We start from the raw sequence: 26,097 nt of genomic DNA, 5'->3' as shown, positions 1-26,097 counted from the left end.
CGATGGCACCCGAATTCGCGCACGCCTGGCTGCCGAAGGCAACCTGTGACGACAGCTGCATGCGGGCCACCCACATCGACGAGCCAGGGCGGCTGACGCGAACCCTGCGGACCATGACGCGGATCGGCATGGCGATCACATTGTTGACCCTTGCGCCGCTGCTGGGGATACCGATTCCCGGACGGGTGCGCTGGCAGCGCGGCTACTGCCGGTTGATGCTGCGTTGCCTCGGCGTACGCATCTCGGTCTCCGGTGGTCCGATCCGCGATATCCGGGGTTCCCTCGTGGTGGCGGGTCATGTGTCCTGGGTCGATGTCTTCGCCATCGGTGCGGTGCTCCCGGGGTCGTTCGTCGCCCGGGCGGACCTGATCGATTGGCCAGGTCTGGGCATCATCGCCCGGATGATGCGGGTCATCCCGATCGAGCGGGGAAACCTACGTACCCTGCCGCGGGTGGTCGACACCGTCGCGGCGCGGCTCCAGGCTGGTCAGACCGTGGTGGCATTCCCAGAGGGCACCACCTGGTGTGGTCGTGCGTACGGATCATTCCGCCCCGCTATGTTTCAGGCCGCGATCGACGCGCAGCGGCCGGTACAGCCGCTGCGGCTGACCTACCACGACCCGGGCGGCGACCTGTCGACCGTTCCGGCCTATGTCGGCGAGGACACCCTGATGGCCTCTATCCGCCGGATCACCGCGACGCGGATGACTGTGGCGCATATCCAGGTGGCGGGGCTGCAATTGCCCGGTGAGAGCCGCCGTGATCTGGCCAACCGCTGTGAGGCCGCCGTGCGGGCCGGTGACCGAACCCCCCAGATCCACAGCCACCCGGAGCACCCGGAGCCGATCGCAGCCTGACGCGATTGCACGAGCCCACCGGGGTGGGACTTATCCTGGATGCGTTATGTCTGCTGCTCGAACCCCAGCTCGCCCGGATGGCTCATCCGCGGTGTACCTGGACCACGCCGCCACCACCCCGATGCGCCCCGCTGCCATCGAGGCGATGGCAGCGGTCATGGCACGGACCGGGAACGCCGCGTCATTGCACGGATCCGGGCGTGATGCGCGGCGTCGGGTGGAGGAATCGCGGGAGTCGATCGCCGCGGCCCTGGGCGCCCGACCGTCGGAGGTGATCTTCACCGCAGGCGGCACCGAGAGTGACAACCTCGCCATCAAGGGCATCTACTGGGCACGCCGAGACGCGGACGCGCGCCGGACGCGCGTCATCGCCAGCGCCGTTGAGCACCATGCCGTGCTCGATGCCGTGCAGTGGCTCGCCGACCACGAGGGCGCCGAGGTGACGTGGCTGCCGGTGGACAGCGCCGGCACCGTCACTCCCGCGGCACTGCGCGCGGCCCTTACCGACCATGACGACGTTGCCCTCATCACGGTGATGTGGGCCAACAACGAGGTCGGCACTATCAACCCCATCTGTGAATTGGCTTCCATCGCCGCGGAATTCGATATTCCGATGCATAGCGATGCCATCGGAGCGGTGGGCCAGCTCGATATCGATTTCGCCGTCAGCGGCCTGTCGGCGGTGAGCGTGGCCGCGCACAAGTTCGGCGGCCCCATGGGCGTCGGCGCTCTGCTGTTGCGACGTGAAACCGCTTGTGTTCCCTTGCTCCACGGCGGCGGCCACGAACGTGATATCCGTTCGGGAACCCCCGACACCGCGGCCATCGTGGCGATGTCGACCGCGCTCGTGGATGCCGTCGCGGAACGGTGCGAGGGTGTAGCCACGATGAAAGCACTGCGCGATGAGCTGATCGATCAGGTGTTGACCGGGATCGAGGGTTCCGTCCTCAACGGTGCGGTCGGCAGCGGCAGATTGCCCGGAAATGCGCACTTCACCTTTGCCGGATGCGAGGGCGATTCCCTGCTGATGTTGTTGGACGCCAACGGCATCGAGTGTTCTACCGGGTCGGCGTGCACGGCAGGCGTCGCACGCCCCTCGCATGTGCTCATCGAAATGGGTATCGACCCCGACGTGGCGCGTGGATCGCTGCGATTCACGTTCGGCCACACCTCCGTGGCCTCGGATGTGGCGCGTGCGGTCGAGGCGTTGCAGCTCGCCGTTCCGCGTGCGCGGGCCGCCGCCCTCGCCAGCGCAGGCGGCCGGTCATGAGAGTGCTTGCCGCCATGAGTGGCGGAGTGGACTCCTCGGTTGCGGCCGCGCGCATGGTGGATGCCGGACACGATGTGGTCGGTGTGCACCTGGCACTGTCGGCGGCACCCGGCACATTGCGCACGGGCTCCCGGGGGTGCTGTTCGAAAGAGGACGCCGCCGATGCCCGGCGGGTCGCCGATATGCTTGGAATCCCTTTCTATGTATGGGATTTCGCCGATCGTTTCAAGGAAGACGTCATCGATGACTTCGTCGAGGCGTACGCCGAGGGGCGCACTCCCAATCCCTGTGTGAAGTGCAACGAGAAGATCAAGTTCGCGGCGCTGGCCGATCGTGCCATCGCGTTGGGCTTCGATGCCGTCGCCACCGGCCACTATGCGCGGCTGCAGGACGGCAGGTTGCGCCGTGCGGTCGACGAGGACAAGGACCAGTCCTACGTACTGGGGGTGCTGACACCGCAGCAGCTGAGCCGTGCGCTGTTCCCGATCGGCGACAGTTCCAAGCCCGATATCCGGGCCGAGGCCGAGCAGCGCGGTCTGCTCGTCGCGAATAAGCCCGACAGCCACGACATCTGCTTCATCCCGTCCGGAGACACCCAGGCGTTCCTGGGTGCACGCATTGGCGTGCGCCGCGGAAACGTCGTGGACTCCGACGGCAGCGTGCTGGCCACCCATGCGGGGGTGCACGAGTTCACCATCGGTCAGCGCAAGGGGCTCGGGCTGGTCGGTCCTGCGGCGGATGGCCGTCCCCGCTACGTCACCTCGATCGACGCCGAGACCTCCACCGTTCGGGTGGGCACCGTTGAGGACCTTGAGATTTGGGAGTTCGGGGGAGAACCGGTGGTGTGGACCTCCGGTCGGGTTCCGGCCGGACCCATCGAGTGTCAGGTGCAGGTCCGCGCGCACGGATCGGTCGTGGACGCGGTGGTCGATCCGGCGGCCGCGCGGATTCAGGTCCGGCTACGTACCGCCCTGCGGGGTGTGGCGCCTGGGCAGACGGTGGTGCTGTATCAGCCCGATGCCGAGGGTGACGAGGTGCTCGGCAGCGCCATCATCACGCGCGACTAGGCCCGCTAGACCCCTGCCGAGCGCATGGCGATGGCTACCCGCTCGGCGACGTACTGCCGTCCCGGCGCCGTCGGATGCATCGGAATTCCCTCATCGCCGGCGCCGGTACCCGTCATCGACACGTAGCGCTGAAAATCGGCTGCGCACACACTGTGGTCGCTGCTGGTCGCCGGAATGACGGGGGTGAACCCCGCCTTCGAGGATTCGGTGATGATCGTGTCGTTGAGCTGACGCTGCAGACCATTGAGGAAGGTGATGGTCTCTTGGGTATTGATCAGGCCGACCAGGCACCCCTTGGCGTCCGGGGGAAGGATCGGCAGGTAGCCCACCGTGAAGACGCGCGCGTTCGGAGCGGCCTGGCGTATGGCCGCGTATGCACCCGTCAGTTTCGGGCCGACCGAGGCCACGTTGGCACTGAATTGCGCCTTCTTCTCCGGGGGGCAGCTCAACGCGAACAGACAATCGGTGGCGATCTGCTCAAAGCCGGCATCGTTGCCACCGACGGATACGACCGCCACCTTGGTTGCGGGGGACAGCCCCGTGTTCTGCGGGCCGCGCGTGGAGGGCGTGTAGACGTCGGTGGAGAGTGCGCCCACGCAGGAGTAGTCGGCGAATGTCATCTGCGGGAACGAGGTGGCCACCAGGTGCGCGACATTGTCGGTCGCCTGGTTACAGGCGGTGCCGACAGGGCCGGTGATACCCGCGGCATTCGAACCCGCCGCCATGAACGAATCCCCGATCGCAACCAGCTGGGCACCCGCGACAGGTTCGGCCGACGCGATCGAGGCGCCGGCCACTGTCGCCGCGAACACCGTGGCGATGCCGATCACCGTCGAGAGCGTCCTGAACGCGCGCATGTGTCCCTCTCCTCCCGGCTGGCCGGCAGGCGGCCCCGAACCATGGTACTGAACGGCATATCGCCGTTTGCCCACGTCGGCGTTACGGAGGGCTACACCTTGGCGGCATTGCGCTCGGCGCGCCTGGCCTGGCGATCGAGGTACTTTGCCTTGACTTCCTCGAAGTCGGTGGCGGTCTTCTTGAGGTCGGTGATGAGGCGATCGAGGTCTTCGCGATACCACTCGCCCTCGCCGGTGATGTCATCGCGCTCGAAGATGCGCCACTTGCGCAGCACGGGCAGGACCACTTCGGCAAGGTGCGACTGCGGGTCGTAGACGCCGCCGGTGGCGATGGTGACGGCGTTGCGGCGAAATCCGGGGATCGTGTATCCGGGCATCGTGAAGTTGTCGAGAACTTTGTGGATTGACTTCACGGCCTGGTTGGGCGCGATCTGGAGACCGGCCTCGACCATGTTGCGGTAGAAGATCATGTGCAGGTTCTCGTCATTGGAGATGTGTTTGAGGAGTTCCTGGGCGATGGGCTCGGCACACGCGACGCCGGTATTGCGGTGCGAGACACGGGTGGCCAGCTCCTGGAATGACACGTACACCACCGAGTCGAACAAGCTGTCGGCGAACATGTGATCCCCGCCCTGGCGGTTCTGACCGGGGGAGAAGCCGCGGGTCATCTGCTCCATGCGCAGCTTCTCGAGTTCCACCGGATCGACCGCGCGGGTGACGACGAGGTAGTCGCGGATGGCAATGCTGTGGCGGTTCTCTTCGGCGGTCCACCGGTTGACCCAGGTGCCCCACGGCCCGTCCATGGTGAAGTTCATCGCGATCTCGCGGTGGTAGGCGGGCAGGTTGTCCTCGGTCAGCAGGTTGGTGATCATCGCGACCTTGGCCAGCTCGGAGAGCTTGCACTGCTCCGGATCCCAGTCCTGCCCACCCAATGCCTTGTAGTTCTTGCCCTCGGACCACGGGATGTAGTCATGCGGGCTCCACTCTTTGAACACGCCGAGGTGGCGGTGGGTGTTCTCCTCGACCACGGGCTCGAGTTCGTGGAGGAGCTCGAGGTCGGTGAATTCCTTCTGCGGCATGAAAGCGGTCCTCGGGTTAGTTATCTGTGTCTAAAAGTGACACTTATATTTGATCGGGTGGCCGCACGCGCCTCTAGTGACAAAGGTCCTCGATCTGGGGTGGAAAGTCCCTCGCCCGGGTTGATTCCGATGGGCGACCGGCAACCGGGGCCTGTACTTTCAACGGCTATGAATGGCCTCCTGGACCGGTACTTCCGGATCTCCGAGCGGCAGTCGACGTTGGGGCGGGAGGTTCGCGGCGGGATCGTCACCTTCTTCGCGATGGCCTACATCGTGGTGCTCAACCCGCTCATCATCGGTGGGGAGCCGGGACACGCACATAACGCCGATGTGCTGGGCCACGTGCTGCCGGTGGGGCAGGTAGCCGCGGTCACCGCCCTGGCCGCCGGAGTGATGTCGATCCTGTTCGGTGTCATCGCCAAGTACCCGTTTGCACTTGCCGCGGGGCTGGGCATCAACAGTCTGCTCGCGGTGTCGTTCGCGTCGCAGATGAGCTGGCCCGAGGCCATGGGATTGGTCATCGTCGACGGCCTCGTCATTGTGGCCCTGGGCATCTCGGGTTTCCGGACCGCGGTATTTCATGCCATTCCCGACGAGCTGAAGGCGGCGATCGCTGCGGGAATCGGGTGCTTCATCGCGTTCATCGGTTTCGTGGACGCGGGTTTCGTGCGGCGGATCCCTGACGCTGCGAACACCACGGTGCCGGTCGGTTTGGGAATCGACAACTCGGTGGCCACCGTCCCGACCCTGATCTTCGCCGCGGGTGTGCTGCTGATGGGAATCCTGGTGGTGCGCAAGGTTCGTGGCGGACTGCTCATCGGAATTGTGGTGATGACGGGGATTTCCATGATCGCGCAGGCGTTGACCGAACGCGGTGCGCAGCCCGTCGATGCCAGGGGATGGAATCTCACTGTGCCCGATTGGCCGTCCTCCGCGGGCGGCATCCCGGATCTGAGTCTGCTCGGCCAGGTGGACGTGTTCGGTGCGTTCACTCGGGTGGGCGTGCTGTCGGCCACGGTCCTGGTGTTCGCGTTGGTGCTCTCAAACTTCTTCGACGCGATGGGAACCATGACCGGTCTAGGTAAAGAGGCCGGACTGGCCGACGAGCACGGCACCCTGCCGGGTATCGGACGGGCACTGTCGGTGGAGGGCGTGGGAGCGGTTGTTGGTGGTATCTCGTCCTCGTCCTCCAACACCGTGTTCGTGGAGTCCGCTTCGGGCATCGCGGAGGGCGCCAGGACCGGGCTGGCCAATGTGGTCACCGGGCTGCTGTTTCTGGCGGCCATGTTCTTCACCCCGCTGTATTCGGTGGTACCGCTGGAGGCCGCGGCACCGGCGCTGGTGGTGGTCGGTGCCATGATGATCGGCCAGCTCCGCAGCATCGACCTCACCCGGTTCGACTACGCACTGCCCTGCTTCCTGACCGTGGTGACCATGCCATTCACCTATTCGATCGCCAACGGCATCGGTGTCGGGTTCATCAGCTGGGTGGTGCTCGCCGTCGTGTCCGCGGAGCGCGGGACTCGACGTCGTGCTGTGCATCCGCTGCTGTACGTGGTGGCCGGATTGTTTGTCGTCTATTTCGCCAAGGGACCGATCGAGTCGCTCATCACCTAACGTTCAGCATGTGAATGTATGGGCGAACGGAACTGGCGTCGGCTCCTGGCCGGGTCAAGAGGCGCGTGCCGCGACCGAGATCGTGGTGGCCGAGCTGCCGCTGCCCCATATCGTGGAGCTGCCCGCGCGCGGGGTCGGTGCCGATCTGATCGGACGGGCCGCCGCACTGCTGGTCGATATCGCCGTCGATGTGGTACCCACCGGCTACCGGACCACCGCCCGGCCCGGTGCGGTGGTCCGACGGGCACGCGGATTTCTTGACGAGGACATGGATGCACTCGAAGAGGAGTGGGAGCGCGGCGGGCATCGGGATAGCGAACGCGCGGTGAAAGTACAGGGCCCCGGGCCGATAACGCTGGCCGCGCAATTGGAGCTTCCCAACGGCCATCGCGCGATCACCGATCCCGGTGCGGTGCGGGACCTTGCGGCCTCCTTGGCAGAGGGACTGGCGCTGCATCAAGCCACGCTGTCTCGCAGGCTCGGTGTTCCCGTGGTGGTGCAGCTCGATGAACCGTCCCTGCCCGCCGCGCTGGACGGCAGGCTGTCCGGAACCAGCATGTTCTCACCGGTACATCCGGTCGACGTACCGACGGCGATCTCGCTGTTGAACCTGTGTGCCGCCGCGGTGGGCGGTGAGCTGGTGGTGCATTGCTGCGCCGCAGATCCTCCCTGGGAGCTGTTGCGCGGGGCCAATATTCGTGGGATCGCGGTGGATTCCGAATATCTGACGGATGCGCGGGCGCTCGATGGTCTGGCCTCGGTGCTGGACACCGGGAAGATCGCGATCCTCGGCGTGGTCCCCTCCGCCCCACCGTCGGTGCCGATATCGTCCGAACTACTCGCAACCCGTACCGCGGCGCTCGCGGACAAACTGGGCTTCGGGCGTGCCGTGCTGCGTGATCGCATCTGCATCAGCGCCGGATGCGGGCTTGCCGGTGCGGACCTCCCATGGGCACGTACCGCAACCGAATTGACGCGCAAGGTCAGCGATCTGATCGATGCCGACCCGGATGCACTGTGATGGACGTCTATCAGGCCATCGCTACCCGCCGGGACGTCCGTGCCGAGTTCACCGGACAGGTTGTCGACGACGCGACGTTGATGAAGCTGCTCCAGGCTGCGCATCGTGCGCCCAGCGTCGGGAACAGCCAGCCCTGGGATTTCGTGGTGATGCGCGAGTCGCAGACGCTGGAGAAGTTCGCGGCGCATGTCGCCGAACAGCGCCAGAGATTCGCCGACAGCCTGCCGGAGGAACGGCGAACCACCTTTGACCCCATCAAGATTGAAGGCATCTGCGAAAGCGGCACCGGGGTGGTGGTCACCTACGACCATGGCCGTGGCGGTCCGCACGTCCTGGGTAGGCACACCATTGCGGACGCCGGGCTGTTCTCGGCGGTGCTCGCCATCCAGAACCTCTGGCTCGCCGCGGTCGCCGAAGGGATCGGCGTCGGCTGGGTGTCCTTCTACGAGGAACAGTTCCTGGCCCAATTAATAGACGCACCAACGCATATCAGGCCGATCGCCTGGCTGTGCGTCGGACCGGTACGTGAGTTCGCCGAGCGCCCCGACCTGGAGCGCTTCGGCTGGCGTAACGGGCGCCCCCTGGAGGACGCGGTGCACTGGGGCCGCTACCGGGAGATCTAGCGTCCCTTGAAGTCGGGATCGCGCTTCTCGAAGACCGCGCCGATGGCTTCCTGCAGGTCTTCCGACGGCAGGAACGCGGCGTTCCACGTCGAGACGTACTTGAGGCCGTCAGCGACGACACTCTCGCGCTCGCGGCCCAGCACGTCCTTGACGCCCTGCACCACCAGCGGTGGATTGGACGCGATCTCCGCGGCGGTGGCGTGTGCGGCCGCCAGCGTTGCCTCTGCAGTGTCGAACACATCGTTGACGAGTCCGATCTTCTCGGCCCGTGCCGCGTCGATGTCCTTGCCGGTGAACGCGAGTTCGCGCAGGTGGCCATCGCCGATGATCGGCGGAAGGCGGTGCAGTGAGCCAATATCCGCCACAATCGCGACCTTGGCCTCGCGCACGCTGAACTTCGCCCCGGCACTCGCGTACCGGATGTCGGCGGCCGCGATGAGGTCAACGCCACCGCCGATGCACCAGCCCTGCACCGCGGCGATCACCGGCTTGCGGCAGTCTGCGACGGTGGTCACCGAGGCTTGCAGCCGGCGTATCTCGTCGAGGAAGTCGGTGCGCGGTTTCGCCAATGCCTTCTCGGCCATCAGCGGCATGAAGGTGCCTGCCATCGCGGGCAGATCCAATCCGTAGCTGAAATTGGCACCCGCGGCGGCAAGAACAATCGCTCGCACTTCCGGGTCCGCGTCGAGCTCGGTGAAGATCAGCGGCAATTCCCGCCAGAAATCGGGTCCCATCGCATTGCCCTTGCCGGGCCCGATGAGGGTGACCTGGGCGATGTGCCCGGTGGTCTCAACGGTGAAGGCTTTCCAGTCGCTCGCCGATGAGCCGCTTGCGCGAAGAGAATCAGACATGGGCGTGAGCCTACGGGTTCAGGCGGGCAGCAGGCCCTTGCGGTCCTCGCGGAGTTGCTTGACCACCGATGGCCAGGACATCGCCCAGGACTGCACGTCATCGCCGGATTGGCTGGTCATGAAACCGCGAATGATGCCGACGAGCACGGTGCGGTCACCGACATGGGTGTACACCGGGCCCCCGGAATCGCCCTTGGCGATCACGGGGCCGTTAAACCTGAACCAGCCGTTGCCAAGTCGGGTCACCGATCCGCACGCATCGCCCGTGGTAAAGCCGGTGCGGCAGACCGGCATTCCGACATCGGGAGTGACCGTGTCATCACGTTCGAGCCGTTGACCGTTGGCCATCACGTCGTTAACGGGCAATCCGTCATCGATCGAGATGGCCTCGTAGTCGATGGTGTACTCGTTCTCGTACACCGGGCCCTCGGGGGGACGGTTGTCGTGCGCCAGGATCTTGTGTCCCACCGCCGCGAAGTCTCCATTGCGAACGATGCCGTCACCGTTGAAGCAATGCCCAGCCGTGATGCCCACGCGAAGCCCGGGATCGACGTAACCGAGCGTGCAGCTCAGCGAGCCCTGGTAAATGAGCATGCCGGGATACACCAGCGGCGGGTCGGCATGTGCAGGTGCGGGGTTCGCGGCGGGAAGCGCGCACAGCACTGCGACGATGGTCGTTATCCACAAGAACGGGCGCATGGCGGCTAAGGGACAACCATTCTCGCGGGACCGGACGGGCGGTCATCGGAGGGAACCGGAGGCAGGACCATGGGCGGCGCCTGCGGATTGATGGCCACGGGACTGGCGGACTCGGGGGGGCGCGCGGCTGCCGCGATGTCCTCGCGGATCTGCTGTTGCACCGTCGGCCAGGACAACGCCACAGTGGACTCCCGGCGGGTCTGGTTGGCCGTGAATCGCGCACTCACGATGCCGACGATGGCGGCATTGCCGGGTGAGGTCACCGTGTACACGGCGCTACCGGAGTCGCCGTGGTCGGCAGGCAGGCCGTCCACGAGGAACCAGCCGTTGCCGAATCCGGCGATGGCGCCGCACGCCTCACCCGTGGTGATCCCGATTCGGCACACCGCCAGGCCGTCCCGGGGGACGACGGCGGGGTCGACTCCGAGCCGTAGTCCGTTGGGCAGCACGTTGTTGATCGGCACGCCCTCGTCGAAGGCGATGCCCTCGTAGTCGATTCGGTAGTCGTCGCGGGACAGTGGCCCTTCGGGCTTGATGTTGGACTGGGCCACCGCGAGCTGTCCGATACGCACGCCGTCGTTGGTGAACACCGGCCCATTTCCGCCACAGTGACCTGCGGTGACGCCGACGCGCGCGGTGGGATCCACGAATCCGAGGGTGCAGCTCAGCGATTCCTTACCGGGTGGGCGTTGAATGATCTCCATGCCCGGATAAATCAGCGGATCCGCATGTGCCGCAGCCGGGTTCGTGAGACCAAGACCGCCTAGCACAGCCAGGGCCGCCACCCACACCGTCCACCGTCCCCACGGGTCGGTCCGTCGACCGTTCTCGCCGACACTGGTCACGCGATAGCTCTCTGTCTGCCACGTTCACCGTCAACAAAGCCCGACCAGTGTGAGGAGAGCACGCGGCACGACTCTCCGTGTCGCTACGAGCCTATGCGAATTGGGTGTCTTGTGGTGCAGGAAGTGGCGTCGAGGGTGGTGAATCCCCAGGTGGAGGGGGAGTGGCGGGTGATTTTTCGAGGTCTTCCCGCAGTTGATTGAGGACGGTTGACCAGGAAATCGCAGTGGTTTGCACCACGCCGGTGTCCACGCTGCGCGTGGTTCCCCGCGCAATGCCGACGATGGAGCCGTGCCCGGGTGAGGCGATCGAGTACACCGGACTGCCCGAGTCCCCATGGTCGGCGGGTAGGCCGTCGATTTCGAACCAGCCGTTGTTGACCGTGGTGACGGCGCCGCAGGCCTCCCCGGTGGTGACACCATTACGGCAGACGGGCAGCCCGGTATGCGGCTGGACTCCGCCGCCGCGTTCAAGCCGAATCCCGTTGGGGAGTACGTCGTTGATCGCAACGTCATCGCGGAACTTGATGGCCTCGTAGTCGATCAGGTACTTGGCGCCGTCGATCCGCTCGCCGTCGCGCAGATTGGAACCGGCGATGACGAGGACACCGATGAGTTGGCCCGTCGCGTCGTATACCGGTCCATCGGTATCCATGGCGCAATGCCCCGCGGTGAGGCCGAAGCGCACGTCGGGATCGACGAAACCGAGCGTGCAGCTCTGCGTTCCCTGAATGATCTCCATCCCCGGAAACACGAGGGGGCCATCGGCGAGGGCCTGGGGCGCCATGGTGACTGCGGTCAGCGCGGCAGCACCGAGTGCAGCGCACAATCTGTTAGCAACAGACAATCTGCATCCCATCCCGTCTTCTCTGAGTGGTAGGCAAAGCGTGAACTGAGTGTAGGGATTGTCAGAGGATCAGTCGCGCTGATCGAGCAGCTTGATCAGCCTCTTGGTTGCGATCGATCGATAGGAGGCATCGAGAAGTTCGGCAACCTCGTCCCAGTCCACGTCGGTGGTGCTGACATCCAGTCCGAGCCAGCCGAAGGGGCCCATGTACGCCGGGTAATAGAAGCGTTCGTCCTGCACGAGGGCGGGGCGCTCCGAATCGTCCACCTTGACCAGCACCGAGTAGGGGTAGGCGATCATCTCGCCCCGCGTTGCGCCCTTGGCGTTCCCGCCGAACATCGCGAACATCTTTCCGGCCTTGAAGACAGGTCTGCCCCAGGAGATCTGTTCGGCGGCCTCGGGCAGTGCGAGAGCCAGCTCGCGTAGCTCGGCCAGACCCGGATCGTCCTCGGTGAACATAATCGGGTGTGTGCCCATGGGCACATCGTAGAGTTCGGGTGCTGTCGGGCGGGTCCGTTAGCCTGCCGGTATGGATCCCGACATCCAGCGCCAATGGGGTGAGCTGGCCGAAGAGGTGCGCGGCCACCAGTTCCGCTACTACGTCAAGGACGCCCCCGTCATTTCTGATGGCCAGTTCGACGAGCTGCTGAAGAGGCTGACGGCGCTGGAAGAGCAGTACCCGGAGCTGCGCACTGCGGATTCGCCGACGCAGCTCGTGGGTGGGGCGGGTTTCGTCACCGAGTTCAGATCGGTCGATCACCTGGAGCGAATGCTGAGCCTGGACAACGCATTCAGTTCCGAGGAGCTGGCGGCCTGGGACGCGCGGGTTCGCGGAGATATCGGTGAAGAACCCGAGTACCTGTGTGAGCTGAAGATCGACGGTGTGGCACTCGCGTTGGTCTACGAGAACGGCGTGCTGGTGCGCGGGGCAACTCGTGGGGATGGACGTAGCGGTGAGGACGTCACCCTGAATGCCAGGACCATTGAGGATGTGCCGGAAAGGCTTACGGGGTCAAAGGAATACCCGATACCTGCGCTCTTGGAGGTGCGTGGCGAGGTGTTTTTCCGGCTGGAGGACTTCGGGGTGCTCAATGCCTCGCTGGTGGAGGAGGGTAAGCCGCCGTTCGCCAACCCGCGCAACAGCGCCGCGGGCAGCTTGCGACAGAAGAACCCGGCCATCACCGCCCGACGTCGGCTGCGGATGATCTGTCACGGGCTTGGCCGTGTCGAGGGCTTCACGCCGACGAGCCTGCATGATGCCTATTTGGCTTTGGGGCAGTGGGGATTACCCGTATCCACTCATACCACCAAGGTGCGGGGCATCGCGAAGGTTCAGGAGCGCGTCAACTACTGGGCCGAGCATCGTCACGATGTGGAACACGAGATCGACGGCCTTGTCGTGAAAGTTGACACGGTGGCGTTGCAGCGTCGTCTCGGTAGCACCTCGCGTGCGCCGCGCTGGGCCATCGCGTACAAGTATCCGCCTGAAGAAGCGACGACCGAACTGCTCGACATCCGGGTGAGCGTGGGCCGTACCGGTCGGGTCACGCCCTTCGCGTACATGACCCCGGTCAAGGTGGCCGGGTCCACCGTGTCCCTGGCGACCCTGCACAACGCCTCCGAGGTTAAACGCAAGGGCGTGCTGATCGGCGACACCGTGGTGATCCGCAAGGCCGGGGACGTCATCCCCGAGGTGCTGGGGCCGGTTGCCGATCTGCGCAACGGATCCGAACGCGAATTCGTCATGCCCACAACGTGTCCGGAGTGTGGCACCACGTTGGCCCACGAGAAGGAAGGCGATGCCGACATCCGCTGCCCCAACTCGCGTAGCTGCCCGGCGCAGCTGCGTGAGCGGGTCTTCCATGTGGCGGGGCGTGGCGCCTTCGATATCGAGGCGCTCGGTTATGAGGCGGCGATCGCGCTGCTGTCGGCCGGGGTCATCGAGGACGAGGGCGACCTGTTCAGCCTCAATGCCGATGACCTGCTGCGCACCGATCTGTTCACGACCAAGAATGGGTCGTTGTCCGCCAACGGAAGCCGACTGCTGGACAACCTGGATAAGGCGAAACAGCAGCAGCTGTGGCGTGTGTTGGTGGCGCTGTCGATTCGCCATGTAGGCCCGACCGCGGCGCGCGCCCTGGCCACCGAGTTCGGTGAATTGGAGGCCATCGAGGGTGCGTCCGTCGAACAACTGGCCGCCGTGGAGGGCGTGGGAACCACGATCGCCGCGGCCGTGGTGGATTGGTTCACCGTCGACTGGCATCGTGCCATCGTCGACAAGTGGCGCGCCGCGGGAGTGCGGATGGCCGATGAGCGCGATGAGTCCATACCGCGCAATCTGGAAGGCTTGTCGATCGTCGTAACCGGTTCACTCCCAGGGTTTTCGCGTGACGAGGCCAAGGAGGCCATCATCGCCCGCGGTGGCAAGTCCGCGAGCTCGGTGTCCAAGAAGACGGCCTTCGTTGTCGTGGGCGACGCGCCGGGATCCAAGTACGACAAGGCCGTCGAGCTGGGAGTGACGATCCTCGACGAGGACGGCTTCCGGGCGCTGCTGGCCGACGGGCCGCCTGAGCCACCAGCGTCGTGACGCCAGCCGCCGAGTGTGACGCTATGGCGAGAAATCCCTCGGAATCTCGCCGTAGCTTCACACTCGGCGGAGTGTGAGGCGGCCCGGCCCGTGGTTCTAGGGTTTCGGCGGCACCGCCAGATCGAACACCCGAAGATCTCCGTAATCCTTTGAGGAGAAGTGGGTTTCGACCCACTTCTGGACCTCGTCGGCCACCCGCTTGGTATCGCCGTCCTTCTGTGGTTGATCCTCTTGCTTGTCTTTGTCCTTGACGGATTCGGCGTAGAACTCGACCGTGCCGTCCTGCGTGTAGCCGATGAACTGCTGCAGGGTGATGGGGTTGTCGCGTCCGGAGAACCCGCCGATCGCCATCACAGGCGCGTTGGTCTCCAACTGGATGGGAGCGGCCGTGCGGGTATTGGTGGTCGCCACCGGCCACCTGGCATCGGAATCCCTGATCAACGCCGCCAGTGCGGGATCGAGCGGCTTGGGCTCCCGCCCGCCGAACTTGTCATCGTCGGGCATTGTCGGGCCGGAGGTCGACAGCCCACCTACCTTGGGCGTGGTGACGTTGGCGATGGTGAAGGCGATCGACCCGCCCAACGAAACCGCAAGGGCCAGTGTGGCAATGGCATAGCGCAACCGGGCGTTGCGCTCGAGCGCGCCAAGCGCGAGGGCAATGGCCGCGGCGATGCCGCCGATCAGCAGGACCCAGCGTAGCCACGGTAGCCAGGCCGGTATGCGCCGAAGCAGGACGAACGCCATGATGGTGGCGCTGAGCGTGAGTGCACTCAACCCCAGCTTGCCGATTCGCTCGGATCGATGCCGCCAGAGCAGAACCGTGCCGATGGCCAGGGAACCGGCGATGGCGGGGGCCATGGCCGAGGTGTAGTAGGGATGGAACTGCTTGGCCATGTAGCTCAGGATCACGTAGTTGGACACCATCCAGGTGCCCCACAGAACGAGCCCTGCCCCTGCGGGATTGGTGGTGATCGCGCGTAGGCGGCCCATCCAGCCCTCAGTCTGCGGCGTCCTGCTGACGATGGCGAGTCCGAGGATCAGTGCGATGAACGCCGTGGGTAACAGCCAAGCGATGTGGTCGGCCTGGGTGTCCTGGAAGAGTCGGAATATGCCTGGGGTGCCGGAGAATGAGGGTCCGCTTCCGTGGCCGCCTTCGCCCATTCCATTCGAATCGTCGCCGAGCAGGCGGTCCAGTCCGTTGTAGCCGACTGCCAGGGTCCATTCGCTGTTGTCGGTGGAGTTGTCGACGTACGGACGGCTGGCCGCCGGAGTCAGCGCGACCGCGGCCATCCACCATCCCGACGCGACCAGCAGAGCGGCGCCGGCGCCGAGCAGATGTACGAGCGTCGTCTTCCAGGGCCATTTTGCGGACACCAGATAGGCCAGGAGCAGCGCGGGAGCCACCAGCAGCCCTTCCAGTGTCTTGCACAGGAACGCGAACCCGATACCCATGCCGGCCAGCGCCAGCCACCCGGCCGCGTTTCGAGAACGCTCGGAGTCGATTGCGCGCGTGGTGAAGTACGCGGCCACCACCATGCCGAACACCATCGGTGCGTCGGGGTTGGAGTGCCGGAACATCACCGAGACCACGGGGATCAGGGCGAACAGAGCCGCCGCGAGCAGGCCCGCGCCCGGACCGGCCTGGCGCCGGACCGTGGCGCGAATCAGGGCGGCGCTCACAATCGCCAGCACGGCCTGCGGAATCAGCATGCTGGCGCTGGAGAAGCCAAAGGTTCTGGCGGACAAACCCATCAGCCAGAGACCACCGGCGGGCTTGTCGACCGTCACGTAGTTCTGCGGATCGAAGCTGCCGAAGAACCAGGCCTTCCAGCTTTCGCTGCCGGATTGGACGGCCGCCGCGTAGAAGGCGTTGGACCAACCGTTATGGCTGATGTCCCAGAGGTACACCACGGTGATCGTCAGCAGAATGGCGGCGAAGATGAGTCGTTCACGAGTCCTGCTCATGGACGCGTCGATATCAGTCACGCCAGTGAGTGTGCCGGGCGATTCCGAGAGACGGCTGTACCGTTCCTGTGAACCGGCCGCTACCGCACCAAGGTGGCGACGATGCCCGCCAGATAGCCCAGGCGGGCGACCTCCGAGGGCCGGAACGCCGGGCCGCCGGGACGACCCAGCACTACGGCGGTGTCACCCGACCCCAGCGGTGCGGCCGCCAGGGTGGTGTCCATGTCCTTCCACAGTTGCGGCACCCAGTCGGCAGCGGTGTCGAGGACCTGCGCTCGCTCCAGCGGTAACCAAGGGGCCGAGGTGGCCTGGGTTTCCGGAGCCCCGGAACTTCCGGCCACCCGAATGAAGCCGCTGCCGTCCTGCCGCACCACGGTGCACCAATTCGCGCGCAGCACATGGGGGGCTTCCTGGGCGAGCACCTCGAGACGGGCGGATGCCGCGGCGGCGGCCACCCTGTCGATGAGTTCCAGCTCGCGATGCGCCTCCAGCAGGCCCGTGTGCGGGCGGATGGAGTGCACATGCACCCCGTTCAGCGCCTCCGCGGCGGTGAGCAACGAATCGGGCATGGCCCCCGGCGGCAGGTCGATGACCAGATCGTCGATGGCGTAGCCCGGGCCGCGCTCGACGACGTCGAGGGACAGGATGTCTGCGCCCACCGTGCCGAGCGCGACGGCGACCGATCCGAGACTGCCCGGACGGTCAGCGAGCTGCAGGCGCAGCAGATAAGACGGCACGTCCAACACTGTGGCACAGGTCAGGCACTGCCGCCCTCTAGGCTGTCTAGCCGTGAGCGCCATATCCCGTGACGAGGTCGCGCACCTGGCCAGACTGGCCAGGCTTGCGCTGACTGACGCTGAGCTGGACGGATACGCGGGGCAACTCGACGCGATCCTCGGCCATGTCAGCCAGATCAGTGCCGTTTCCACCGAAGAGCTCGATGAGGTGGACGCGACCAGCTCTCCGCTCGATGCGGTCAATGTCACACGGCCCGATGTGATTGCCGACTGCCTGACCCCCGATCAGGCGCTGGCGCAGGCTCCGCGGGTGGCGGAGGGGCGTTTCGCGGTGCCGCAGATCTTGGGGGAAGAACAGTGACCGATCTGATCAGGCAAGACGCCGCCTCTCTGGCCGCGCTGATTCATGCGGGCGAGGTGTCATCCGTTGAGGTGACGCGTGCGCATCTGGATCAGATCGCCAGCACCGACGAGACCTATCGAGCCTTCCTGCATGTGGCGGGAGAGCAGGCACTTGCCGCCGCCAAGGACGCCGACGACGCGATTTCGGCCGGCTCGGTGCCGTCTCCGCTCGCCGGCGTTCCGCTGGCACTCAAAGACGTTTTCACCACCAGGGACATGCCGACCACCTGTGGGTCCAAGATCCTGGAAAACTGGGTTCCGCCCTACGACGCGACGGTCACCGCGAGACTGCGCGCGGCCGGGATTCCGATCCTGGGCAAGACGAACATGGACGAGTTCGCGATGGGTTCCTCCACCGAGAATTCCGCATACGGGCCCACCCGTAACCCATGGGACGTCGAGCGGGTGCCGGGTGGTTCGGGCGGCGGTAGCGCGGCCGCGCTGGCCGCATTCCAGGCGCCCCTGGCCATCGGTACTGACACCGGCGGCTCGATCCGTCAGCCCGCGGCGCTGACCGCGACAGTCGGGGTCAAGCCCACGTACGGAACGGTTTCGCGTTACGGCCTGGTGGCCTGCGCGTCATCCCTGGATCAGGGCGGGCCCTGCGCGCGCACCGTGCTGGATACCGCACTGCTGCACCAGGTGATCGCGGGGCATGATCCGCGCGACTCCACCTCGGTCGACGAGCCGGTACCCGATGTCGTGGCCGCCGCTCGGGCCGGTGCCACCGGTGATCTCAAAGGCGTTCGCGTCGGGGTGGTCTCGCAGTTGCGTGGTGACGGGTATCAGCCGGGCGTGATGGCATCGTTCGACGCGGCCGTCGAACAGCTCACCGCGCTGGGCGCCGATGTGGTGGAGGTGTCCTGTCCTCACTTCGAATACGCACTTCCGGCGTACTACTTGATCCTGCCGTCCGAAGTGTCGTCCAATCTGGCTCGGTTTGATGCCATGCGGTACGGCATGCGCGTTGGCGATGACGGAACGCACAGCGCCGAGGAAGTCATGGCGCTCACCCGGGCCGCGGGCTTTGGCCCAGAGGTCAAGCGGCGCATCATGATCGGCACGTATGCGTTGTCCGCCGGGTACTACGACGCCTACTACGGCCGGGCGCAGAAGGTGCGCACCCTGATCAAGCGCGACCTGGAACAGGCCTACGAGCAGGTGGACGTGTTGGTGACCCCGGCGACGCCCACCACCGCATTCCGGCTGGGGGAGAAGGTCGATGACCCATTGGCCATGTACCAGTTCGATCTGTGCACGCTGCCGCTGAACCTGGCCGGACACTGCGGAATGTCGGTGCCGTCCGGACTGTCGGCCGATGACGGGCTCCCGGTGGGACTGCAGATCATGGCTCCCGCACTCGCCGACGACCGGCTGTACCGGGTGGGGGCGGCCTACGAAACGGCCCGCGGCCCACTGCCCTCGGCGCTGTAGAGATTCACAGGTAACTATTAGCCTTCTGTCGGCGTGCTAGCCGAAAGAGCTGTCATATTTGCATATATGCATATGAGAGTTCGGTGTGGGAGGGCGGCAACGCAGCAGGTGCCGGTCCGATGCTCAGTACAGACGGACACCACCTGCGATTATTCCGGCGATCCGCACCTGACCGCGCGACCGAACCCGGGCAACATGGTGCCGCGGGCGACCGTCCCGCAGACGAAAACACGCCCCAGTACCGTCGTGCCGCGATCGTGACGAGCAGCCATGGAGCGTCGATACGTCGGGTGGCTGCGGCCGCAGCATGCGCGACGGTTCTCGCCGGTGCGGTGTGGACGAGCCACACCGAGGCTCCCGAGGCGGTGGTCCAGGTGAAACCGGTGGATTGCGGGGGATCGGTGGAACGTGACTGTCTTCCTGCCGGTGAACGTCACCTGTCGTCGACGCCCGACCCCGGGAATGCTCCGCCGTCCGCGACCATCGTGACGACCAGGCCGGGCCCCACGACGGTGCGCCCCGGGCGATGACGACGCGCCTCGGGGGCTAGGTTGGCATCCGTGGCAGCGGCGCCGAAGCGAGTAAGAGTCAACAGTGGCGTCGTTGAAGGCTTTGTCCGGCGCGGGATGCGCCGTTTCCGGGGGATTCCCTACGCCGAACCGCCGGTGGGGCCGCTGCGGCTGCGGGCGCCGCGTCCCGTGCAGCCCTGGGAGGGCGTCCGGCGCTGCACAAGATTTGGCGCGGTGCCGTACCAGCCCAAGGTGTTCACGCCGCAAAAATGGCGCAGCGAGGACTGTCTGTCGCTCAATGTGGTGACGCCGGAGGAATTGCCGGATGGTCCGCTGCCGGTCATGTTCTACATCTACGGCGGTGGGTACTTTCTCGGCGCCAGCGCCTCGCCGCCTTATGAGGGTTCGATACTGGCGCGCCGCGGATGCGTCTATGTGTCGGCGAACTATCGGGTGGGCGCGCTGGGCGCCTTCGATCTGTCCTCGCTGTCCGACGCCGAGCACGTCATAGAAAGCAACGTGTACCTGCGTGATCTCGTGCTGGCCCTGCACTGGGTCCGTGACAACATTCGCGCCTTCGGGGGCGACCCGGACAACGTGACCATCTTCGGTGAGAGCGCGGGCGGCAGTGCTGTCGAGACGTTGATGGCCACCCCGGCAGCTGCGGGGCTGTTCCATCGCGCGATTATCCAAAGCACCGCCAGTGGCCTCGCCGCCCATGCTGACGCCATCGCGCATGACGCCCGGCGTTTCGCCCAACTGCTCGGCGCCGCACCCGATAACGCGGCGGCGACCGTGATGAATGCCTCACCACGGCGGCTGCTGCGCGCGCAGCGCAGATTGATCGCGGAGGGCAGCTTCCCGTTCGGTCCTTCGGTCGACGGTGACTATCTGCCCAAGTCTCCCGTGGAAGCGATGGAACATGGTGAAGCGCAACGTGTTCCGTTGATCATTGGCAGTAACGCCGATGAGGCCAGGCTCTTCACGAAGGTGATCAAGGCGATGCCGCTGTCCGAGCCCGAGCAACAGGAGATTCTCGCGGGCGGCGGCCCCGGTTATCGGGAACGGATCCTGGCGGCCTATCCGGGATATCCGTCGAAGGACGCGCGGTTGCGGCTCGCGGGCGACATGTTCTTCACGTCCTCGGTGTGGCGGATTGCCGGGGCGCATCAACAGTTCGCGCCGGTGTACGCCTACCAATTCGACTATGCGCCCTGGACAGTGCGGGCCGCCGGTTTGAAGGGGTCGCACGCTACCGAGCTGCTGGCGGTCTTCGGCAATTATCGCGGTCCTGCCGGGCCGCTATTGGCCGGCAGCCTTACACATCGCGATGCCTCACGTGTGGTGGACGACATGCAACAACGCTGGGTAGCTTTCGCGCGCAACGGCGTTCCCAGTCAGGACTGGCCGCTATATCGCGGACCGGACTGGCCGCTGATGGTCTTCGACCGTGCAACACATGTCGAGCAGAATCTGGGCGCCGACCGTCGCGAGGTATGGGCCGGGTTCAGGCTGAGTGTTCCGAGTCGCCTGCCGAAGGCTCCGTAGCGCTGCCGTCTCACCGGCTCACAGGCATGATGGGGCTATGCGTATCGGAGTGCTTACCGGTGGAGGAGACTGCCCAGGGCTCAACGCCGTCATCCGCGCGGTGGTCCGAACCTGCGCCAACCGCTACGACTCGCAGGTGGTCGGATTTCAGGACGGCTGGCGTGGCCTGTTGGAGAACCGGCGTATCCAGCTGGCCAACGACGACCGCAACGACCGGCTGCTGACCAAGGGCGGCACGGTGCTCGGCACCGCGCGCACCAACCCTGACAAGCTGCGTGCCGGGCTGGACCAGATCAAGCAAACCCTCGATGACAACGGGATCGATGTGCTCATCCCGATCGGCGGGGAGGGCACGCTTACGGCGGCGAGCTGGCTCGCCGACGAGAATGTGCCGGTGGTGGGGGTGCCCAAGACAATCGATAACGATATCGATTGCACCGATGTCACTTTCGGGTTCGATACGGCGCTGACCATCGCTACCGACGCCATCGACCGGCTGCACAGCACGGCCGAATCACACCAGCGCGTCATGCTGGTGGAGGTAATGGGCAGGCATGCGGGGTGGATCGCTCTGCACGCCGGGTTGGCCTCCGGTGCCCACATGACGTTGATTCCCGAAGTACCGTACGACGTGGAAGAGGTGTGCCGCCTGATCAGAGGCCGCTTCCAGCGCGGGGATTCGCATTTCATCTGTGTGGTGGCCGAGGGCGCCAAGCCGGCAGAGGGATCAATGGAGTTACGCGACGGGGGAATTGACGAGTTTGGGCATCAGCGGTTCACCGGCGTGGCCCAGCAGCTGGGCGCCGAAATCGAGAAGCGCATCAACAAGGAGGTCCGCACCACCGTGCTGGGCCATGTGCAGCGCGGCGGTACCCCGACACCGTTCGACAGGGTGCTGGCTACCCGGTTCGGCGTGAACGCCGCCGACGCCGCCCACGCCGGCGAGTACGGGGTGATGGTGTCGCTGCGCGGCCAGGACATCGGGCGAGTGCCGTTGTCGGAAGCGACCCGTCATCTCAAGCTGGTCCCGAAGAATCGCTACGACGACGCGGCCGCCTTCTTCGGCTGAGGCGTCGTCATCCGGCGCAGAGATCGAGAGCTCAGATCCACCGCTCGACGGCGGCCACGGTATCGGTGGGCACGGTGTTGAAGCAGATCTTCGCGTGCGGTGCGTGTGCGTGGACCACGTTGAGCACGATCTCGAAGAGTTCGAGGTTCGAGGGCATGGCGCGTATGCCTGCGCCGATGACCACGCAGTCCCAGCGCCGGGCGTCAAGTGCCCTCGTCAGCTGTGCGGTGACCTCGTCGGGCGTCAGGCTGATCAGGCACAGTTCTGCCGTGTAGCCCTCGGCATTGAGGATCGCGGCGGACTGGTCCAAACCCTCCTGGATGACGTCGGCGGTCAGGCCCGTACGGGCGAAGTCGGGCATGCTGAAATCGATCAGGTACGGATCAATGCCGATGACCACCACGCTGCCGCTCATAACGGCGACCGTACCCGCGAGCGGACAGATAATGCGTGCATCACCTGCGTTTTCTCCGCAACAAGCGTCTGCTCGGCCGGCAAAGCCGACCCATTAGGATCGCAGCATGACAGAACTGCTGGACTACGACGACGTACTGACCCGATACGAGCCGGTGCTCGGCATGGAAGTCCACGTCGAACTGTCCACGGCCACCAAGATGTTCTGTGGCTGCCCGACCGCGTTCGGCGCGGAGCCAAACACGCAGATCTGCCCGGTGTGCCTGGGTCTGCCGGGCTCGCTGCCGGTTGTCAATGAGAAGGCGGTCGAATCGGCCATCCGTATCGGACTGGCACTGAACTGTGAGATCGCGCCGTGGGGACGGTTCGCCCGCAAGAACTACTTCTACCCGGACCAGCCGAAGAACTACCAGATCTCTCAATACGACGAGCCGATCGCGTTCAACGGTTACCTCGACGTTCCGCTGGACGACGGCACTACCTGGCGGATACAGATCGAGCGTGCCCACATGGAAGAGGACACCGGCAAGCTGACGCATATCGGCGGTGAGACCGGTCGCATCTCCGGGGCCACCGAGTCTCTGCTCGACTACAACCGCGCCGGTGTGCCGCTCGTCGAGATCGTTACCAAGCCCATTGAGGGCACCGGGGAACGGGCCCCGGAGATCGCCCGCGCCTACGTGACAGCGCTGCGGGACCTGTTGCGCGCCTTGGATGTTTCCGATGTGCGCATGGATCATGGGTCCATGCGCTGCGACGCGAATGTGTCGCTGATGCCCACCGGTGCCGACGAGTTCGGCACCCGTACCGAGACCAAGAACGTCAACTCGCTCAAGAGTGTCGAGGTGGCGGTCCGCTACGAGATGCGCCGTCAGGCAGCTGTTCTGGATGCGGGCCAGGAGGTCATCCAGGAGACGCGGCACTTCCTGGAGCAGGACGGCTCCACCAGTGCGGGGCGTCGTAAGGAGACCGCCGAGGACTACCGGTACTTCCCGGAGCCCGATCTGGAGCCCGTCGCGCCGAGTGTCGAGCTGATCGAGGGGCTGCGCGGCACGCTTCCTGAGCTGCCCTGGCTGCGGCTGGGGCGCATTCAGCAGGATTGGGGCGTCTCCGATGAGGTGATGCGCGACCTGGTGAACAACGGTGCCGTCGAACTCGTGCAGGCCACCGTCGCGGAGGGAGCCAGCAGCGAAGAAGCACGCTCGTGGTGGGGTAACTACTTGGTGCAGCAGGCCAATTCGCGTGAGGTCGAGCTGTCGGAGCTTCCCATCACGCCGACTCAGGTGGCCGCCGTTGTCTCATTGATCAACGACGGCAAGCTGTCCAACAAGTTGGCGCGACAGGTGGTCGACGGGGTGCTCGCCGGTGAGGGTGAGCCCGAGCAGGTGATGACCGCTCGCGGGTTGGTGGTTATGCGCGACGATTCGTTGATCCAGGCTGCGGTCGATGAGGCGCTGGCCGCCAATCCCGATGTCGCGCAGAAGATCCGTGATGGCAAGGTGGCAGCCGCGGGTGCCATCGTCGGTGCGGTGATGAAGGCGACCAAGGGTCAGGCCGACGCCGCGCTGGTCAAGGATCTGGTGTTGAAGGCCTGCGGCCAGGGCTAGCTAGTCCAGGTCGTCGTTGGCACGGGGGAATCCGCCGCCCTTCGGGAACAGTGGGAACACCACGTCCTCGGTGGGGGTGGCGGTGCCGAAGTCCTTGTTGATGGAACCGCCCCAGACGTTTCCGTCGGCAGAGAGCTTCAGCGCCCGCACGTGACCATGCTGCTCCTTCTGGCGGAGCACCTCGGGATCGCCGGTGACCGCACCGGTCTCGGGGTTCTGGCGCACCACCACGGTGGTCTGGTTGAACACCAGATTCACCATCACCGAGCTGTCCAGCGCGGCGCAACCGGCCACCCCGGGCTTGTCCGGCCAGGTCCACACGGTGGAGATCTTGCCGTCCTTGGTGAGCTTTTGCAGCCGATCGCCTGCGGGTGCGCGGTCGGTGACATACAGCGCGCCGTTCGCGGCGTCCACGCACATGGCGCCGCCGTCTCCGAGGCCGCTTATCGCGGTCGTCGGCGCGGCCTGGTCGATGGTGGTGGGCTGTTCGATGCGGATCACCTTGCCAGCCAAAGAGTTCGGATCATTGGCTGCTGCCGGGTTGCCGCCGGTGCCGGTCTGTACCACCAGCGTGGTGGGGCTGATGAACGCCAGCGATCCCGCATTGCCATTGGGTCCCTTGGGGATTCCGGTCAGGATGTCCTTGGGTACGTCTCCGTCGGCGACACGTATCACCCGGTTGTCGGTGGGTGTGCTGACGTAGGCGTACATCAGCCGGTCCTGCTGGTAGGAGGGGGAGAGCACGATGTCGGACAGTCCGCCGTCCCCGGACGGGTCGACGGGGATGGTGGTCTTCACCTTCGGCTCGGCGCTCGTCGCGATTTCTTTGATGACACCCGTCGCGCGCTCGGCGACCAGCGCGGTCTTGCCGTCGCTGCCCATGATGAGCCCGCTGGTGGCCTCCAGGCATCCCTGCATCACGCCGTCGGCGGGGCACTGTTTGGGAAACGGTTTACCCGGCAATGGCGGCGGCGGGGTGGTAGTGGTCTGGGCGACCCCGCGCCGGGGAACCTCGGTGAACGGCTGATCCTGAGTCGGATCGAACCGCACACATCCCGATAACAGCGTCACCGTCCCGGCCAACGCCGCCACCGAACCGACAAGCAGTCTTTTCCCCGATGGCTCATTGGTCGGTCCCGTCGAAGGGCTGGAGCGCATGAGCATGCCCGCAAGATTACGGACCTTACGGCGTTGCTCGCCACATTCGGGCCTCCAATGGACTTACGCTGGGCCCGTGACCGGTCATTCGGACGATCCGCAGGCGTGGCGTAAGCCGCCCGAGCTGGTCGACCCTGAAGATGATGTGCCGTCGGCCACCTATGGCGGCGATTTCGAGACCACGGCAATCCCGCATTACCAGGCGGAGAAGCTGACGAGCTCCCACGATGTGAAAGAGGTTGGACCGTTGTACGATCCAGCGCCGCTGCCCTATGCCGAACCTGCCACCACGCAAATATCCTCCGAGGCGGTGCAGGCGCGACATGCCGCGCCGTGGGGCACCCAGGACCCGACGGGCGATCGTCGTGGCACTCAAGATCTCGGACTGTTGTTGCTGCGTGTCGGCGTGGGTGCGGTGCTCATCGCGCACGGGCTGCGCAAGGTTTTCGGCTGGTGGGGCGGGACCGGACTTAACGGTTTCGAAGCAACCCTGAGTGACCGGGGCTTCAAATACGCCGACATCCTTACCTATATCGGCGTCACGGCGGAGCTGGGCGCCGGGGTGCTGCTGGTGCTCGGCCTGCTCACACCACTGGCCGGCGCGGCCGCGCTGGCCTTCATGGCCAACGTGCTGCTGTCCGACATGGTGTCCGACAAGGCGAACCGGTATGCGATCTTTTGGCCCGACGGGCACGAGTTCGAGCTGTTGATGATCGTCGCGATCATCGCGGTGATCCTCGTCGGTCCTGGTCGGTACGGGTTTGACGCCGGACGTGGCTGGGCCCGTAGGCCGTTCGTGGGGTCCTTCGCCGCAGTGCTGCTGGGCCTGGGTGCCGCGGCCGCCATCTGGGTGTTCCTCAACGGAGTTAATCCGCTGGCCTAGTCCGCACCTCTCCCGCGCCGACACGCCGCATTGTGCGTCGGCGACTCGAGAAATGCGTCGTAAACCGTAGTTTCGCTGCCGGTTCGGTGTACCGCCACGATGGCGGCCTAGTTGCTGAATCCGGAGCCTGAGGGTGTTATCCCAACGGATTCCG

Annotated in this window: 25 protein-coding genes; 14 read left to right on the top strand and 11 right to left on the bottom strand. The window is 65.5% G+C overall.

Annotated elements, in window-relative coordinates:
* The first annotated feature begins 2 nt into the window (after window positions 1-2).
* From DSM43276_RS15770 to mnmA, 3 genes are read left to right on the top strand one after another with little or no spacing between them, the layout of a single operon-like run.
* Complete coding sequence (locus DSM43276_RS15770) at window positions 3-857, top strand: lysophospholipid acyltransferase family protein (RefSeq protein WP_078329706.1); 855 nt, start codon at window positions 3-5, stop codon at window positions 855-857.
* Between the two features lie 46 nt (window positions 858-903).
* Entirely contained in the window at window positions 904-2,127 is a 1,224-nt protein-coding gene (locus tag DSM43276_RS15765) for a cysteine desulfurase family protein (RefSeq protein ID WP_078329707.1), read from the top strand.
* A complete protein-coding gene (mnmA, locus tag DSM43276_RS15760; RefSeq protein WP_078329708.1) occupies window positions 2,124-3,194 on the top strand; it encodes a tRNA 2-thiouridine(34) synthase MnmA in 1,071 nt (356 codons plus the stop codon). Before DSM43276_RS15765 ends, mnmA begins: the two co-directional genes overlap by 4 nt.
* A 5-nt stretch (window positions 3,195-3,199) precedes the next feature.
* On the opposite strand, the gene DSM43276_RS15755 is transcribed toward mnmA, so the two are convergent.
* Window positions 3,200-4,051, bottom strand: a complete 852-nt coding sequence (locus DSM43276_RS15755) for an SGNH/GDSL hydrolase family protein (RefSeq protein WP_078329709.1) — start codon at window positions 4,049-4,051, stop codon at window positions 3,200-3,202.
* Window positions 4,052-4,143: 92 nt separating this feature from the next.
* Entirely contained in the window at window positions 4,144-5,130 is a 987-nt protein-coding gene (locus tag DSM43276_RS15750; protein ID WP_078329710.1) for an acyl-ACP desaturase, read from the bottom strand.
* A gap of 168 nt (window positions 5,131-5,298) precedes the next feature.
* Between DSM43276_RS15750 and DSM43276_RS15745 the strand changes: the two genes are divergently transcribed.
* The 3 genes from DSM43276_RS15745 to bluB are packed head-to-tail and all read left to right on the top strand — an operon-like array spanning window position 5,299 to window position 8,391.
* Window positions 5,299-6,747 (top strand): NCS2 family permease, encoded by a 1,449-nt coding sequence (locus tag DSM43276_RS15745; RefSeq protein WP_078329711.1) that lies wholly within the window; start codon window positions 5,299-5,301, stop codon window positions 6,745-6,747.
* Between the two features lie 10 nt (window positions 6,748-6,757).
* Window positions 6,758-7,768: a uroporphyrinogen decarboxylase/cobalamine-independent methonine synthase family protein gene (locus tag DSM43276_RS15740; RefSeq protein WP_078329712.1), complete on the top strand. Its 1,011-nt coding sequence runs from the start codon at window positions 6,758-6,760 to the stop codon at window positions 7,766-7,768.
* The gene (gene bluB / locus DSM43276_RS15735; protein WP_078323933.1) at window positions 7,768-8,391 is read left to right on the top strand and encodes a 5,6-dimethylbenzimidazole synthase; all 624 of its coding nucleotides are present in this window, start codon (window positions 7,768-7,770) and stop codon (window positions 8,389-8,391) included. The genes DSM43276_RS15740 and bluB overlap by 1 nt, the downstream gene beginning before the upstream one ends.
* Here bluB and DSM43276_RS15730 read toward each other — a convergent pair.
* The 5 genes from DSM43276_RS15730 to DSM43276_RS15710 form a co-directional block, all read right to left on the bottom strand.
* Complete coding sequence (locus DSM43276_RS15730; RefSeq protein ID WP_078329713.1) at window positions 8,388-9,242, bottom strand: crotonase/enoyl-CoA hydratase family protein; 855 nt, start codon at window positions 9,240-9,242, stop codon at window positions 8,388-8,390. The genes bluB and DSM43276_RS15730 overlap by 4 nt on opposite strands.
* An 18-nt stretch (window positions 9,243-9,260) precedes the next feature.
* Window positions 9,261-9,941: an Rv1815 family serine proteinase gene (locus tag DSM43276_RS15725; protein WP_078323935.1), complete on the bottom strand. Its 681-nt coding sequence runs from the start codon at window positions 9,939-9,941 to the stop codon at window positions 9,261-9,263.
* Window positions 9,942-9,946: 5 nt separating this feature from the next.
* The gene (locus DSM43276_RS15720) at window positions 9,947-10,786 is read right to left on the bottom strand and encodes an Rv1815 family serine proteinase (RefSeq protein WP_078329714.1); all 840 of its coding nucleotides are present in this window, start codon (window positions 10,784-10,786) and stop codon (window positions 9,947-9,949) included.
* Window positions 10,787-10,877: 91 nt separating this feature from the next.
* Complete coding sequence (locus tag DSM43276_RS15715) at window positions 10,878-11,630, bottom strand: Rv1815 family serine proteinase (RefSeq protein ID WP_078329777.1); 753 nt, start codon at window positions 11,628-11,630, stop codon at window positions 10,878-10,880.
* 69 nt (window positions 11,631-11,699) lie between these two features.
* On the bottom strand, window positions 11,700-12,107 hold the full coding sequence (locus DSM43276_RS15710) for an MmcQ/YjbR family DNA-binding protein (RefSeq protein WP_078329715.1): 408 nt from the start codon (window positions 12,105-12,107) through the stop codon (window positions 11,700-11,702).
* A gap of 52 nt (window positions 12,108-12,159) precedes the next feature.
* Between DSM43276_RS15710 and ligA the strand changes: the two genes are divergently transcribed.
* The gene (gene ligA / locus DSM43276_RS15705; RefSeq protein ID WP_078329716.1) at window positions 12,160-14,217 is read left to right on the top strand and encodes an NAD-dependent DNA ligase LigA; all 2,058 of its coding nucleotides are present in this window, start codon (window positions 12,160-12,162) and stop codon (window positions 14,215-14,217) included.
* Between the two features lie 96 nt (window positions 14,218-14,313).
* Here the strand turns inward: ligA and DSM43276_RS15700 are convergent, their stop codons facing one another.
* Window positions 14,314-16,182 (bottom strand): ArnT family glycosyltransferase, encoded by a 1,869-nt coding sequence (locus DSM43276_RS15700; RefSeq protein ID WP_078329717.1) that lies wholly within the window; start codon window positions 16,180-16,182, stop codon window positions 14,314-14,316.
* An 80-nt stretch (window positions 16,183-16,262) separates the two neighbouring features.
* Window positions 16,263-16,919: an ACT domain-containing protein gene (locus tag DSM43276_RS15695; RefSeq protein WP_099051404.1), complete on the bottom strand. Its 657-nt coding sequence runs from the start codon at window positions 16,917-16,919 to the stop codon at window positions 16,263-16,265.
* A gap of 52 nt (window positions 16,920-16,971) precedes the next feature.
* On the opposite strand from DSM43276_RS15695, the gene gatC reads away from it, so the two are divergent.
* The 5 genes from gatC (at window position 16,972) to DSM43276_RS15665 (ending at window position 21,881) form a co-directional block, all read left to right on the top strand.
* Complete coding sequence (gene gatC / locus DSM43276_RS15690; RefSeq protein WP_078329718.1) at window positions 16,972-17,280, top strand: Asp-tRNA(Asn)/Glu-tRNA(Gln) amidotransferase subunit GatC; 309 nt, start codon at window positions 16,972-16,974, stop codon at window positions 17,278-17,280.
* Window positions 17,277-18,755, top strand: a complete 1,479-nt coding sequence (gene gatA / locus DSM43276_RS15685; RefSeq protein ID WP_078323942.1) for an Asp-tRNA(Asn)/Glu-tRNA(Gln) amidotransferase subunit GatA — start codon at window positions 17,277-17,279, stop codon at window positions 18,753-18,755. The genes gatC and gatA overlap by 4 nt, the downstream gene beginning before the upstream one ends.
* A gap of 119 nt (window positions 18,756-18,874) precedes the next feature.
* Window positions 18,875-19,285 carry a hypothetical protein gene (locus DSM43276_RS15675; protein WP_157896038.1) on the top strand — a complete coding sequence of 137 codons (411 nt, stop codon included), beginning with the start codon at window positions 18,875-18,877 and terminating at the stop codon, window positions 19,283-19,285.
* A gap of 30 nt (window positions 19,286-19,315) precedes the next feature.
* Window positions 19,316-20,812 (top strand): carboxylesterase/lipase family protein, encoded by a 1,497-nt coding sequence (locus tag DSM43276_RS15670; protein WP_078329720.1) that lies wholly within the window; start codon window positions 19,316-19,318, stop codon window positions 20,810-20,812.
* A 37-nt stretch (window positions 20,813-20,849) separates the two neighbouring features.
* The gene (locus tag DSM43276_RS15665) at window positions 20,850-21,881 is read left to right on the top strand and encodes an ATP-dependent 6-phosphofructokinase (RefSeq protein ID WP_078329721.1); all 1,032 of its coding nucleotides are present in this window, start codon (window positions 20,850-20,852) and stop codon (window positions 21,879-21,881) included.
* Window positions 21,882-21,912: 31 nt separating this feature from the next.
* Here the strand turns inward: DSM43276_RS15665 and DSM43276_RS15660 are convergent, their stop codons facing one another.
* Window positions 21,913-22,296: a hypothetical protein gene (locus DSM43276_RS15660; protein WP_078329722.1), complete on the bottom strand. Its 384-nt coding sequence runs from the start codon at window positions 22,294-22,296 to the stop codon at window positions 21,913-21,915.
* 106 nt (window positions 22,297-22,402) lie between these two features.
* Between DSM43276_RS15660 and gatB the strand changes: the two genes are divergently transcribed.
* Window positions 22,403-23,902 (top strand): Asp-tRNA(Asn)/Glu-tRNA(Gln) amidotransferase subunit GatB, encoded by a 1,500-nt coding sequence (gatB, locus tag DSM43276_RS15655; RefSeq protein ID WP_078329723.1) that lies wholly within the window; start codon window positions 22,403-22,405, stop codon window positions 23,900-23,902.
* Here gatB and DSM43276_RS15650 read toward each other — a convergent pair whose 3' ends face one another.
* Window positions 23,903-25,066, bottom strand: a complete 1,164-nt coding sequence (locus DSM43276_RS15650) for a PQQ-dependent sugar dehydrogenase (protein WP_078329724.1) — start codon at window positions 25,064-25,066, stop codon at window positions 23,903-23,905. It abuts the gene before it with no gap.
* Window positions 25,067-25,136: 70 nt separating this feature from the next.
* On the opposite strand from DSM43276_RS15650, the gene DSM43276_RS15645 reads away from it, so the two are divergent.
* Window positions 25,137-25,943, top strand: coding sequence for a DoxX family membrane protein (locus DSM43276_RS15645; protein WP_078329725.1), 807 nt, complete (start codon window positions 25,137-25,139; stop codon window positions 25,941-25,943).
* The last annotated feature ends 154 nt before the right edge of the window (window positions 25,944-26,097 follow it).

Source organism: Mycobacteroides salmoniphilum (assembly GCF_004924335.1).
GTDB classification, from domain to species: domain Bacteria; phylum Actinomycetota; class Actinomycetes; order Mycobacteriales; family Mycobacteriaceae; genus Mycobacterium; species Mycobacterium salmoniphilum.
The sequence above is the reverse complement of the archived record's forward strand: the minus strand, read 5'-3'. Positions and strand labels throughout refer to the sequence as shown.